General features: G+C 44.1%; 8 protein-coding genes. 7 read left to right on the forward strand and 1 reads right to left on the reverse strand.

Features of this window, described 5'->3' with window-relative positions; translation table 11 throughout:
- The first annotated feature begins 339 nt into the window (after nt 1-339).
- Nucleotides 340-2,619 (forward strand): bifunctional 2',3'-cyclic-nucleotide 2'-phosphodiesterase/3'-nucleotidase, encoded by a 2,280-nt coding sequence (locus JNUCC31_RS17030; protein ID WP_192262711.1) that lies wholly within the window; start codon nt 340-342, stop codon nt 2,617-2,619.
- A gap of 103 nt (nt 2,620-2,722) precedes the next feature.
- On the opposite strand, the gene JNUCC31_RS17035 is transcribed toward JNUCC31_RS17030, so the two are convergent.
- On the reverse strand, nt 2,723-4,282 hold the full coding sequence (locus tag JNUCC31_RS17035; RefSeq protein ID WP_192262713.1) for an IS1182 family transposase: 1,560 nt from the start codon (nt 4,280-4,282) through the stop codon (nt 2,723-2,725).
- 292 nt (nt 4,283-4,574) lie between these two features.
- On the opposite strand from JNUCC31_RS17035, the gene JNUCC31_RS17040 reads away from it, so the two are divergent.
- From JNUCC31_RS17040 to JNUCC31_RS17065, 6 genes are all read left to right on the forward strand, one after another.
- The gene (locus tag JNUCC31_RS17040; RefSeq protein WP_192262715.1) at nt 4,575-5,618 is read left to right on the forward strand and encodes an EAL domain-containing protein; all 1,044 of its coding nucleotides are present in this window, start codon (nt 4,575-4,577) and stop codon (nt 5,616-5,618) included.
- Nucleotides 5,619-5,840: 222 nt separating this feature from the next.
- The gene (locus JNUCC31_RS17045; RefSeq protein WP_228469048.1) at nt 5,841-7,940 is read left to right on the forward strand and encodes a methyl-accepting chemotaxis protein; all 2,100 of its coding nucleotides are present in this window, start codon (nt 5,841-5,843) and stop codon (nt 7,938-7,940) included.
- Between the two features lie 157 nt (nt 7,941-8,097).
- The gene (locus JNUCC31_RS17050; RefSeq protein ID WP_192262717.1) at nt 8,098-9,390 is read left to right on the forward strand and encodes an arsenic transporter; all 1,293 of its coding nucleotides are present in this window, start codon (nt 8,098-8,100) and stop codon (nt 9,388-9,390) included.
- A gap of 272 nt (nt 9,391-9,662) precedes the next feature.
- Nucleotides 9,663-11,528, forward strand: a complete 1,866-nt coding sequence (locus tag JNUCC31_RS17055) for a BglG family transcription antiterminator (RefSeq protein ID WP_192262719.1) — start codon at nt 9,663-9,665, stop codon at nt 11,526-11,528.
- Between the two features lie 17 nt (nt 11,529-11,545).
- Entirely contained in the window at nt 11,546-12,424 is an 879-nt protein-coding gene (locus JNUCC31_RS17060; RefSeq protein WP_192262721.1) for a ketose-bisphosphate aldolase, read from the forward strand.
- A 15-nt stretch (nt 12,425-12,439) separates the two neighbouring features.
- Nucleotides 12,440-14,365 carry a PTS fructose transporter subunit IIABC gene (locus JNUCC31_RS17065; RefSeq protein ID WP_192262723.1) on the forward strand — a complete coding sequence of 642 codons (1,926 nt, stop codon included), beginning with the start codon at nt 12,440-12,442 and terminating at the stop codon, nt 14,363-14,365.
- Nucleotides 14,366-14,834: the final 469 nt, after the last annotated feature.

Here is a 14,834-nt window from a genome sequence, read left to right on the forward strand (position 1 = left end):
TCGTATGTAATATACGTTTTTAACAGCGTGTGTAAAGTGTTTTTATCCAAAAACATGAAAAACGTGTCGAAATCACGCATGATAGCGTAAACTCAAGCTGGTATGTGCGGATAAAGTAAAAAATAATGCTTTTCAATGATTGGACATTGCGTTATGATTTGGAATGTAAACGGTACGCACAGATATGAATAGATGTTCATGTGAGAAAAACTAACCTGGAATTTTGATATGAATGATCAGAGACAGGTACGCACAACCCATGAGATCTACCTTTAATTCTGCGCTTATTCGTTTGCTTACTAATGCATGATTCAATGTACATAACCGGGAGGGGTTATTTTGAGAAAGAGTAAAAAAGTATTATCGAGCCTAACTGCCGCTTTGGTTGCATTAAACGTGCTTGCAGTATTTCCGGTACCTGTATCGGCTGCGGACGCTACCAAAGTTAAATTGCGGATCATGGAAACAACGGACATTCATGACAACCTGATTAACTATGACTACTATTCCGACAAAGAGACAGACCAGTATGGTCTGGCAAAGACGGCTACGCTGATCAAAAAAGCCCGTGACGAAACTAAGAACAGCCTGCTGTTCGACAACGGTGACCTGATCCAGGGTAACCCGCTCGGGGATTATGTAGCGAAGATTGATCCACTCAAAAAGGGTGAAACTCACCCTGTATATAAAGCGATGAACCTGCTTGATTATGATGCAGGAAACATCGGTAATCATGAGTTTAACTATGGTTTGGATTTCCTCGACATGACGCTGGAAGGGGCGAACTTCCCTTACATTAATGCCAACGTATATGTAGATGACGGCGATGACGATGAGACGAATGACAAGAACTATTTTACTCCGTATAAAATTTTGGACAAAAAAGTGACCGATGAGAGTGGCAAAGAGCATACGATCAAGGTGGGTGTCATCGGATTTGTACCGCCACAAGTCATGCAGTGGGACAGCGCTAATCTGGAAGGCAAAGTCATTGCCAAGGACATTATCGCTACTGCAAAAAAATTCATCCCAAAAATGAAGGCTGAAGGTGCTGACATTATTGTGGCTATTCCTCACTCCGGTTTTGAAGATATCCCGCAAACGGATCTGATGGAAAACTCGGTATTGTACCTGAGCCAGGTTGAAGGCATTAACGCCATTCTGTTCGGACATGCTCACAAAGTATTCCCGAGCGCTGATTTTGCGGGTAAAAAAGGTGTAGACCTTGAAAAAGGTACAATTAATGGTGTTCCTTCCGTTGAACCAGGCTTCTGGGGAGACCACCTTGGTATCATCGATCTGGACCTCGAGCAGGTAGATGGCAAATGGAAAGTGGTAGACTCCGCAGTGGAGGCACGCCCAATCTATGATACAGCCAACAAAAAAGCGCTGGTAGATGCGGATAAAGAGATCGTTGATGCTGTTCATGACGAGCATGAAGGTACTCTTAAGTATGTACGTGGTCCAGTTGGTGAAACGACAGCTCCTATCAACAGCTTCTTTGCACTGGTTCAGGATGATCCATCCATTCAAATCGTAACGAATGCACAGAAGTGGTATGTTGAAAAACAGATGCAAGGAACAGAATATGAAGGTATACCTGTATTGTCTGCAGGAGCTCCGTTCAAAGCAGGTGGACGTTCAGGTGCTTCGTATTACACGAATATTCCTAAAGGAACAATTGCCATCAAAAACGTAGCTGACTTGTACGTGTATCCAAATACGGTACATGCTGTTATGGTTAACGGCGCTGAGCTGAAAGAGTGGCTGGAATGGTCTGCAGGCCAATTCAACCAGATCGACCCGGCAAAAGGCGGACAACAACAGCTCGTCAATATGGACTTCCCAACGTATAACTTTGATGTTATCGATGGTGTGACTTATCAAATCGATGTAACTCAACCAGCCAAATACGATGGCAAAGCTACTGTCGTCAATGCATCGGCGAGTCGGATCAAAGACCTGAGCTTTAATGGCAAACCGGTCGATCCAGCACAAAAATTCATTGTGGCAACGAATAACTATCGTGCTTCTTCGTCCAAATTGGCTAACCCGGACGGTAAACGTATCGTCTTGGCTGCACCGGATGAGAACCGTCAAGTGATCATTGATTACATCCGTGAGAACAAAACGATTAACCCGACAGCAGACGGCAACTGGTCGCTTGCACCGATCAAGCCTTCTGCAGGTGTAACTGCCGCAGCGCTTAACGATCTTGAAGTGGTGTTCGCGTCTTCCCCGGATGCCAAAGCACTGGTAGAGGCGAACCCGGCGATGTCCTTCATTGGTACGAACAAAGATGGTTTTGCTGAGTATGGCTTGAAATTGACAGGAGAAGCCACAACGACTCCGGAAACGGGTACGGAGCCTGCTCCAACGCCTACAAAGCCGGACCCAACGCCTACTAAACCGGACCCGACACCTACTAAACCTACAACCAAGCCACAACCTGAGAAACCAACAGGCGGCAAAGTGGTATATGTGGTGAAAAAAGGGGATAACCTTTACCGTATCGGTCTGAAATATGGTGTCGACTGGCGCAAGCTGGTTTCCGCAAACAAAATTACAAATGTGCACAATCTTAAAGTTGGACAGAAAATCGTAATTCCCGCTTCTTAAGATCCATTAGCGGTAAATGAAGGAGCTGTCTCAAAAGCCCTTGAAAACACCCATCAGTGAAGAGAACTAACACCGATACGTTCAAACGGGACAAAGCAGAGGTTCATCCTGCTTTGTCCCGTTTGCGTTTTTCCGTCATTGCGGCTTTTTTGAGCAGGTTGTGGGCAAGGCAAAGCCACCCGACCTCCAAGCTTACTTTTTGCAAGCCACGAAGCAGGAATCTTCGGAATCCCCGATTGTTTTTCATTTGCCCAAACACACTTTCAGGCTCAATCATGCGCCGAACCGACAGCGTGTATCCTTCCTCGCTACGGAGGCGTTCTCGCATCTCGTTTTTTTGCCGCATGTAGGTCAGGCTGATCGCAATCTCCCGGTCACCTTGGGCCTTGGTACATGTAGCTTTCAAGGGGCACTGGCTACAACCCTCACTTCGATAATGACGTGTCCGAATCGTGTAGCCACTCTCCGTCACCGTCCGGCTTTCATACCGAAAAGGTAACGTTTGTCCCGCCGTACAGGTCCACGTATCTAACGTTTCGTTGTAGCTCCAGTTATCCACTTTACCGATGGCTTGCTGAAAAGCCCTTGTTTTTTCTTTGTGGTATGTCCCATATTTGACGATGGCCTGAATGTTTTTCTCTTCCAAATAGCTGTAATTCTCTTCGCTGCCATACCCGGCATCGGCAATGACGGTCTTCGGTCTTTGGCCAAGCGTTTCTTCCAGATGATCCAGATGGGGTTTCAGACATTTGGTATCCGTAGGTCGCTGGTGTACGCTGTAGCCCAAAACAAACTGATTTTCTGTTCCGATCTGTACATTGTATCCAGGCTTCAGTTGACCGTTTCGCATGTGGTCCTCTTTCATTCGCATGAACGTCGCATCCGGATCAGTTTTGCTGTAGCTGCCCCGCTCACCGGCGGTTTGGATCTGATATTCATATTTTTGCAGCCGGGGTAGCAAGTCCTTCCGCAACTGACGCACGACTTTCTTGAGCGTTTTGTTCTTGTTTTTTTCGCTTAGCTTTTCCTCCAATTGCTTGACGGATTGCTCCAGCTTTTCCGCCGTGAGAGCCGAGGCTTCGCCAAGTTCAGGCAGGTCGGTTCCGGTGTGGAGGGCATCCTCGTCGTTTTCCGCCTCTTCGATGGCTTGAAATAGGGTATGTACTTTTTCTTGTAACTTAGCCTGATGCTTGACGACGGCTTTTTTCCACACAAAGGTGTAGCGATTGGCATTCGCTTCCAGCTTGGTTCCGTCCAGAAAATAGTGATCCAACGACACATATTGCTCCTGAACCAGTAGCTCAAGCACATGGGTAAACACGGTTTCCAATACCTCTTTCATCCGCTCCGAACGGAAACGATTAATGGTACGGAAGTCGGGTTTTTGCCGCCCGGTGAGCCACATGAACATGATATTTTCGCGAACCGCCTTGGCGATTTGCCGGGAAGAATAGATGCGCTGGGTGTAGGCGTAGATGATGATTTTGGTGAGCATTTTGGGATGATAGCTGTGGCGTCCACCGCCAGGGTATGCAGCGTTGAAAATGGAGTCGCTCAGGCGGTTAACTGCCTCATTCACGACACGCACGAGGTGATTTTCAGGGATATCTGTCTCCAAATCCATTGGCAAGAAAAGTTGATCCATGGTATATTGAATGTACAAAGAAACCGTCTCCTTTTGTAAGTGGTGGGTCGCACTTCCATTTTACCAAAGAACGGTTTCTTTTTGTTTTACAATTTGAAACAAAGGGGCTGTCCCTAGCCATATGATGACTTATGGGACAGCCCCTTTTTCATCCTATGCGGATACGTTAAAGCATCAGTAACCGTCATAGTTGAAGTCATCAAAACAGTAGAGATAAATTTCAATGCCCATGCTATAATATTTACAAACTTTGGGTATATACCAGTAAACATTAATGAGATGGAATCACAAACTGGCAAGGGGGTTCTACATGAATTGCAGTGGATGCAGTCCAATTCATCCTATAGAGGATCAAGGTACCCTGTATATGCGTCCCATCTCCCCCGATTTGCTGGATGCACTGCAAATGCAGGGAAGACATGTCGAACATTCGGATGAACTCGTCTGGATGCATTTTTTGAATCTGGAATCTGTACAGGGTTGTATAGAGGATATTTTGAAAATTGAGGCGGCTCTGCTGGATAAGCTAATGGTCCAGATCACTCCGCTGCATGGTCAGGTAGATGATGACAGCTGGATTAGCCCCTCCATGCAGGAGTCTCGTTTTAAGCATGCGGATCTGGTTTCCATTATCCTGGAACATCAATTCAGCAGTTATATGCAGCCGATCGTAGATGCATCGGAGAAGATTATCGGATTTGAATTTTTACTTCGTCCTGCCGATCATGGTAGATTCTTCAGTGCATATGAATTATTTGAAGTTGCACGGGATACCGGCTTGCATTCTTTTCTGGATCGCACAGCACGTATTGCTGCCATTGAGACGAGTGCCGTTCTTTTACCGCAGGGTGTCAAACGGTTCGTAAATTTCCTGCCTTCCTCCATCTATAACCCCGAATATTGCCTGACACATACGTTTAAAGCGATTGAACGCCTTTCGCTAGACCCTAAGGATTTTGTATTTGAAGTGGTGGAAACGGAACAGATTCAGCAAATGTCCATCTTGCAGCATATCTTTGAGGTGTATCGCTCTCATGGAATGTCGGTTGCCTTGGATGATGTGGGTGCCGGCTTCTCGACAATTGAATTAATGAACCGGTTGGAACCGGATTTTGTCAAAATAGATCGGAGTCTCATTGATCGTTGTGATCATGATTTGACCAAACAACAGCAAATTATCGATATTGTTGAGATGTCGCGCCGATTTGGCGGGCGGGTACTCGCGGAAGGTATCGAACGAATCGAGGAGTTTGAATTCTGCCGATCTGTAGGGATCGACCTGGCGCAAGGGTATTACTTTGGAAAGCCGTCGGCATATCCGCCACAAGGACCCTATGGAAAAACCTCTGCCTGATACATACAGTAAAATATCGTTAAACCGAACAAGCCACTTTGCGTTATGGAAGTGGTTTGTTTGGCATGCGATGTTAATATTTCACACAAATAAATACGCTCTTTCAGCCGATATATAAGGTAGGCCTTCAGACTACATTGATGTCTATATGACACCTGATTTCAGAACAGGAAGGTTCTACATAAAAAGAAAAAGGGCAGATTTATTTGGAGGGGGAGAAGTATGATGAGTGAAATTCGGGAGAAAGAGCAAGTAAAGGCAGCAACCAAGCCTGCCAAATCCAAAGATCATAAACCGAAAAAGAAGAACAAGAAGAAAAAAGGTTTCGTCTGGAATATAAGAAATAAATTACTGGTGTCTTTCCTGGCAGTTTTACTGTTGCCTAGTCTGACCATAGGGATCGTTACGCTGCTTATCGCGGATCATACGGTGGAAGACCAACTGATGGATAGTGCCAAACAAAGTGTGGACACAACGAATTCCATCATTGAGACACATGTGGATGCGAAGATTAATGATATCAATTATTTTGCCGGTGTGATCGAAAAGGCCGTGATCAAAGGGCAAAGTGACAGTCCTGAACTTGAGACGAAACTGAAACAGTATCTAGGACTGCATCCGGATGCTTTAAATATTTTTGTGGGGACCAAAGAGGGCGTGATGGTCCGTGGTAAGGAATCAACGGGTAGTGCACAAGGGTCCAGTTATGATCCCCGGGAACGGGAATGGTACAAGCTTGCAATGGAGAAACCGGGTACTGCAGTAGTTTCACCCGTGTCCAAGAATACGGATGGCATTGCGGTTGTATTTGTATCCAAAACGCTTGAAGATCAATCGGGTGTTGTAGGTTTATCCCTGAATCTGACTGAGCTGCGTGAGCAGGCGTCCATTAAGGTGGGCAAAGAAGGGTATGTCGTTATCCTTGATTCGGAAAAAAACTATGTCGTATCGCCAGTTGTGGAAGCTGGTACACCAGAACAGACGACAACACTTGATCCAATGTATGAGAGTAATGAAGGCGAGTTCGATTATATCTATAATGAAGATGCCAAAACGATGATTTATTCAACCAATGAAGCGACAGGCTGGAAAATAGGCGGCACGTTGTTAAAGAGTGAAGTATCCAATGCAAGCAAAGAGATCCGGATAGCAACCTTGATGGTTATCGTGGCGGCTACTTTTCTAACGTTGTTGTTCATTATCTGGTTTACACGTTCCATGTTGCGTCCAATCAAACGTCTGCAGGAATCCGCGAGAGCCGTGAGCAAAGGTGATCTGACTGTGAAAATGGAAACAGGACGCAAAGATGAAGTTGGCGATCTGGCGAAGTACTTTGAGCGAATGGTCGATAATTTGCGAATGATGATTCTGGGTGTACAGGAAACGACAGAGCAGGTATCTGCCTCCTCGCAAGAATTATCCGCCAGTGCAGATCAAACAACCAAAGCGATTGAACACTCTACAATGGCGATTCAGGAACTTGCCGAAGGTGCCGAGCAGCAAGTGAAGAGTGTAACGGATGGATCAGGAATGATGAGTCGTATGGCGGAAGATGTTCGCTTGATGTCCGAACGTGTGCAATCTATTACAGAGAACATGCGGCACACTTCGGGAGCGGCTTACTCAGGAAATGAGGCTGCAGGCCAGGCTGTGGAACAGATGAACAGCATTCAGGAAACAGTGGAAAATCTGGCGACCGTGGTTCAGTCCCTGAATGCCCGGTCCGTCGAGATTGGCAGTATGGTAGATGTAATCGCCACCATCTCAAAACAGACCAACCTGCTTGCCCTGAATGCTTCTATTGAAGCAGCAAGAGCAGGCGACGCTGGCCGCGGCTTCGCTGTTGTAGCGGGAGAGGTGCGCAAGCTTGCTGAAGAATCGGGGAGCTCGGCAGCGCAAATTGGTGAGCTGGTTCACAATATCCGTCAGGATATGGATGCTGCTCTGAACGCTATGAATGCAGCTCAGACTCGAGTGGAAGACGGACTTCAGGCCGTGAACACATCCGGGCAATCCTTTGCCCAGATTCGAGGGGCCGTGGAAGATGCTGTCCATACGCTGGATGACTTGTCCGAAACGACGAAGCAACTGGAGAATGGTGCTTCCCACGTTGCCCAAGCAATGAACGATATTTCCATCGTGACCCAGGAATCTGCTGCGAATACGGAATCCGTCTCGGCATCTTCGCAGGAACAGCTGGCATCGGTGGAAGAGATTGCTTCGTCTTCGGCACATCTGAACAGCATGGCAGAGCAATTGCAAGGGTTGCTGGGGATGTTCAAGATGGTGGAGGACACACCGAAGGATGGGGACAAGTCCTAACCATAATTAGAAGGAAATAAAGATAGACATTTCTCCTGTAGCCATGTATAAATAGAGCGTCTGGTTTATCCGCAGGAATTGCGGTGTAATCATGATCTGGCAGGATTTTCAACTCCTGCTCGAATCATGAGGGGAATATAGCGGCGCAGGAGGCTTTATGACGTATATAGCAATTCTGATTTTTGTACTGACCATCACACTGGTCATCTGGCAGCCACGTGGATTGGGAATCGGCTGGTCCGCCATGGGTGGGGCTGTGCTGGCATTAATATGTGGTGTAGTCAGTCTGAACGATGCATCTGATGTGGCATCCATTGTATGGAATGCAACGCTGGCCTTTGTCGGCATTATTATGATTTCATTAATACTCGATGAGACAGGTTTCTTTGAATGGGCGGCTCTTCATATGGCAAGATTGGCGGGAGGGAATGGACGCAGACTGTTTATCTATTCCATTTTGCTGGGGGCGGCGGTGTCCGCTCTCTTCGCCAATGATGGTGCAGCGCTTATCCTGACTCCGATTGTGCTGGCGATGGTACGTGCATTAAAGTTCGATGAGCGCATGGTGCTCGCCTTTGTTATGGCTAGTGGATTTATCGCAGATACAACCTCGTTGCCGCTGGTGGTCAGCAATCTGGTAAACATCGTATCTGCCGATTATTTCGGTATCACCTTTGTGGAATATGCGGTGCGGATGATCGTGCCTAATCTATTTTCGATCGTGGCGAGTACAGGCATGCTATTCTTGTTTTATCGCAAAAGCATCCCGCTTCGCTATGATATCTCCGCAGCACGTGATCCAAGGGAAGCTATTCGTGACCCTCGGATGTTCCGCATCTCCTGGTTCATGCTGTTGCTGCTATTGGTTGCCTATGCATCCAGCGAGTTCTTGCCGATTCCGGTATCGGTTATCGTTGGTGCAGTGGCTCTTTTGTTCGCCATATTAGCGAGAAAGAGCGAAGCCGTTGACATGAAACGCGTGATCAAGGAAGCTCCATGGTCGATTGTGGTGTTCTCGGTGGGCATGTATATCGTTGTATACGGACTACGTAATGCCGGGTTAACCGATTACCTAAGCCGCTGGCTTGATGCCATCGCGGATCACGGTCTGCTGGCTGCTTCAATAGGGATGGGCATGATTGCAGCGATATTGTCTTCCGTAATGAACAATCTGCCCACTGTGTTAATTAACGCATTGGCGATCCAGGGTGCACACACCGAAGGCATTGTGCGTGAGGCACTGATTTATGCCAATGTGATTGGTTCCGATTTGGGTCCCAAGATGACCCCGATCGGCTCACTTGCCACATTGCTGTGGCTGCATGTGCTGTCCCGCAAGGGTGTGAAGATTACATGGGGATATTATTTCAAGGCAGGCATCATTTTAACCATTCCTACATTATTAATCACATTGGCCGGATTGGCGGTATGGTTATGGATTTTGGGTTAGTACAATCGTATCTTACATTTTCAACTAGCACAGACCGTTAAGTGTCTGGAGTAGGTAGTGTTTGTAGGGATCGCGCTTATGGTCATGGATGTAGTGGTACTATATACACAAACCAACCTTTTTAGAAGGTTGGTTTTTTTGTGTTCTGTTTTCCTTCCCAAAAGATTCCTTAATAGAACGAATACACGATCACTTCCTAACTATTAGGAAAGAGTATAGGCTTGGTGGATATAAAGCGCTTGCATTACTATGAGTGTAAGGAGGAAGCCAAAATGAGAAAACGTTACATTAAGCTATTAGAGCATTTAAAACAATCTGAGCATGATTTTGTGAGTGGAAGCGAATTAGCTAATCTATTTGATGTAACGACTAGAACGATTCGCAATGACATCAAAGAAATGAATGAAAATTATTTAGATAAAGCAATGATCATTGGCAATACTCGCAAAGGATACAAGTTAGTCGGGGATTTATCCAGCCTGCATAAAAATGAAGATGATGACGAAGAAAGAGCATTTCATATTATCAAAGCACTGTTATCGCAGACTGATTTTATTACGTATGAAGACCTTGCTAGAACGCTTTATTTTTCGACTCAAACCATCCGTAAAGACGTGCAAAAATTAGTACAAACGATTCAAGCAGAAAAGCAGAACATCGAGATTGAAGCGATTATTTTCCAAGGCATCCGGCTTAAAGGAAGCGAAGTCGAGAAACGGATTTTGCTCAAAAAACTAGTCACTACCGATTGTCTCAAACACATGCCGATAGATGAAGCACTGCAATACTATTTTGGCGATTGGTTCGATGGACCTTCTATTCATTTTATCTACGCTTGTATTGAAGAAGAGGTTGCCAAGTATAATTTACTGCTAAGTTTTCAAGAGTTATTCTCGATCTGTGTGAATGTGTTGATTAGTCTTAAACGTGTAAGTCTTGCACAAAAAATAACTGAACAAGATATGAGATTGGATCATACAAGTTTTGAAGAGTTAAAATTGGCCCAATCTATTCTGATCCGACTAGCCCAAGAAATAGATGTCTCTTTTGATGAATATGAGTATCAGTATTTGGGCTACCTGCTTATCGCATTGCAGATCTTGCCTAAAAAAAATCAAGAAATCGGACATAACTACGTGAATGAAATGGAACAAAAAATTAAATCAGTGATCCAAAAAGTAGGAGAGCAATACGGATTTATCAGCCTCAAAAATGAAGAGTTACTTGATCGATTATTAGCGCATATCATCAAATCATTATATCCGTTAAAGTATTATTTCCCTGTCGAAAATCCTTTTATTGCTCAAATAAAATCAGAATACACCAATGCTTATAATGTCGCGGTTGTGTTGGCCAAAGAATTGCAATTTTGCCTAAATATCAAAATACCTGAAAATGAAATCGGTTACTTGACGCTGCACATCATGGGCATTATTGAGAATTCTCAAGATAGCAGAACACGTATTGCGATAATTTATGGCAAAAATCTATTAGTCGGCAAGTTGTTGGAGCGTAAGATTAATCTCTATTTTCCGAATATTAAAATCGATAGTCTACTAGCTAATCATGAAATACATCTTCTTCCCGAAGGAATCGAAACGATTATTGCAACGAGCGAGATTGCGGGGCAGCAGCAGTTAAATGTACAAAATATCATTCTAGTTAGTGAAATGATTACAAGTGAGGATATGAAAAATATTTCCATTCAGTTGAATCGTGGACTACTCAAATATTATTTATCACCAGAGGATGTTTTTTTCTTAAATGAAGACAATCCAATCGATTTGTTGAAAACCCTTACAGAACTAGGCGATATTCAACATTTATATACCAGTATTCTGGAACGAGAAAAAATGTCCAGTACAAATATCGGTAATTTAGTTGCTATGCCCCATCCATTTGATTGTGGAGATAACAAAAAATTACGAGTGCTGGTCGCAATCAATAAGCAAAAAATACTGTGGGGCAATCAGATGGCCCAGATTATTTTCCTGTTTATTCCGCCGAAAAATCAAAAGGTGAATAACACCAAATTCTTCGAAGAAATTTACGATGTGTTCAAGCAGACCAATATGACAGAAAAACTACTCCATATCACCAATTACGATGAATTTTTGGAAGTTTGGTCTTCCAAATAAACCTAGGAGGAATTCAAATGTTAATCAATATGAAAGATTTACTTAAAGTAGCGTATGAAAATAAGTTTGCAGTCGGATCATTTAATGTAGCTAATAGCGAGTTCGTCAAAGTGGTCATTACAGCCGCAGAGGAGCAGAATTCGCCTGCAATCATGCAGATTCACCCGAATGAAATCGATCTAGTCACTGATGGCTTTATAGCTTATGTGCGAGAAGCGGCATCTAAGTCTAAAGTCCCGTTTGTTATTCATCTGGATCATGGAGCGACGATCAAAGATATTACGCGTTCGATTCGTAATGGTTATACGTCAGTCATGATGGATGCATCTCATTTACCTTTTGAGGAAAATATTGCGGCAACCAAAGAAGCGGTTGAACTGGCTCATCTGGTCGATGTATCTGTAGAAGGTGAACTAGGTACGATCGGGAGTAATGAAGGCAGTTCAGAAGGTGGAGCCGACGAGATTTTGTATACGAATCCAGACGAAGCGGCGATTTTTGTAGAACAAACAGGTATCGATACACTTGCTGTTGCCGTAGGCACTTCACATGGTATTTATCCTCAATCCAAAGATCATTCGATCAAAATCGATCGGTTGAAACAAATTCATGAAAAGGTAAAAATTCCGTTAGTGCTACATGGTGGATCAGATAATCCTGATGAAGAGATTAGAGAAGCAGTGAAGCATGGGATAGCGAAGATCAATTTATCAACCGATATGAAGCGAGCATTCTACAACCAATTAAGAGCGACACTCGATGCGAATCCAAATGCATATGAACCGGATCAACTGATGCCCGAGGCGACCAAAGCGGCAACAGAACTGGTGAAGAAGAAAATGGATCTGTTCGGTTCTACAGGTAAAGCATCCCTTTATAAACTGGGAGAAATTTAAGAGGAGAGATCCATCATGAAGATTTCTAATGTCTTAAAACCAGAAAATATCATATTAGATGTCACCGCTACGACCAAAGCCGAATTAATAGATGAATTGTCGCAAAAGTTAAACGATAACGGCTATTTAAGCGACATCGAGCAATTTAAAAAGGATATCTGGGCACGTGAAGAACAGGTTCCTACAGAAGTGGGGTTCGGAATAGCCATTCCGCATGCCAAGTCTACTGGAGTACAGTCCCCTGCGATTATTATGGGCAGATCATTACGCGGTATTGAATATAGTATCGAATCATGTAATTTATTTTTTATGATTGCAGTCGATCAAAACTCTTCATCAGAGCATTTGCAGACATTATCCAAAATTTCGACCTTTTTGATGGATGAGCTATTTAGAGCGAAGCTTATCCTTGCTCGAGATCAAGAAGAGGTTGTCCGCTTATTTGAACATGCAGAAGAGCAAGATGCGCAGGCGCTTCATCGTCCTAAAAAGTATGCTGGCAAAAAAGTGGTTGGAGTTACAGGCTGTCCTACAGGAATCGCTCATACGTTTATGGCAGCGGAAGCATTGAAAAATGCGGCCGAGGGACTCGGTGTACACATTAAAGTGCAAACCAATGGATCAACAGGTGTTGGAAATCCATTGACTCCTGAAGATATTGCTGAAGCTGATGGTATTATTGTAGCAGCAGATGTCAAAGTAGATATGGATGTTTTTGGAGATCGTCCAGTGATCAAAACATCTGTCAAAAATGGAGTTCATCATGCACAAGAGTTAATTGAAGATGCGATTGCTGGAAAAGGTGTCGTTTTGAATCAAGGCAACAGTAATCTTAAAGAAGCAAAAGAAAAAACACGCTTAAAGCAGCCTAAAATATACAGCCATATTATGAATGGTGTATCATTTATGATTCCTTTTGTAGTCGCAGGTGGTATATTGATTGCGCTTTCGTTTATGTTTGGTATTCATGCGGCTGATCCAACTAGCCCGGACTATAATGCTTTCGCCGCTTTTTTAAGTACAGCAGGGGGTAGTGCTGCTTTTGCATTGATGGTTCCTGTATTAGCAGGGTATATTGCGTATAGTATTGCTGACCGTCCAGGTTTAGCACCTGGTATGATTGGTGGGATGCTGGCAACTATTGGAGGTTCAGGATTTTTGGGAGGTATGCTAGCTGGATTTATCGCCGGTTATACGATCCTAGCTCTGAAAAAATTAGTCAAAGGCATCCCCGACTCACTGCAAAGCCTGTCGCCTGTGCTGATCTTGCCATTAGTAGGTTCATTTATAACCGCCTTGATTATGTACTTTGTCATCAACAGTCCGATGGCTTGGATCAATGAGTCGTTACAAGGTTGGCTAAATGGCTTAACAGGATCGAATGCTATTTTATTAGGAGCACTTCTGGCAGGAATGATGGCATCTGATATGGGAGGGCCGATTAACAAAACAGCGTCTGCATTTGGACTGGCGATGTTTGCCAACCAGATCTTTGAACCTTCTGCTGCTCTGATGGTTGGAGGCATGGTTCCACCACTGGGCATTGCATTAGCCACAACATTATTCAAAAATAAATTCTCAACTGAAGAACGTAATGCAGGCAAAGCAGCCTATATTATGGGCGCCTCGTTTATCACAGAAGCTGCGATTCCGTTTGCCGCTAATGATCCATTGCGGGTTATTCCATCCAATATTGTAGGTGCAGCGATTGGTGGAGGAATGTGCATGGCTCTAGGTATTTCATTACAAGCTCCTCACGGTGGGATCTTTGTTATTCCCATTGCGGCAAGTAATCCATTACTGTATATTGTCTGTATTTTAGTAGGTTCCATCGTTACAGCTTGTATGATTGGATTGTTAAAGAAACCTATATATCAACCACAGAGTAATACAAGCGAGCCATCAGAAAAGAAAGCCGTAACCACTATGAAATCTGCATAACTTCTCTAACCAGCTGGTGCCATGCACTGGCTGTGAGGCAGTTTTTTGTTTGTTCTATATATCAGATTGATTCAATATCTACATTAAGTATTTGCACAAAGCCAGCCTTTTATAGGGCTGGCCTTTTTTTGCTTTCTTCCAGGCTGAGGACTGAAATGCCTGGATGCTACCAAACAACAACGAAGTAGTGGAGGAGACGGAATCGATTCTGAAGAAGCGAAGCGTTCGCCTTTGTTTCTGAATTTTACCATTTGGAATATTAGATCAAAAAAAATTTGGAAACAACAGCGATCGGAAGAACGATCCGGAACCGGAACGGTCGCTCGAAAGTTGATTTAACCCAAATATTTCAATCCGCAGCCCACATTTTTAACATTGCGTTTACAAAACAATGATTTTGAGATGACATAACAAAACTACAATGAGTAAAGAGTTGATGGTGATCAAACAAATTCACAAAACGCCATCA

The sequence above is a fragment of the Paenibacillus sp. JNUCC-31 genome (genome assembly GCF_014844075.1).
Taxonomy (GTDB): domain Bacteria; phylum Bacillota; class Bacilli; order Paenibacillales; family Paenibacillaceae; genus Paenibacillus.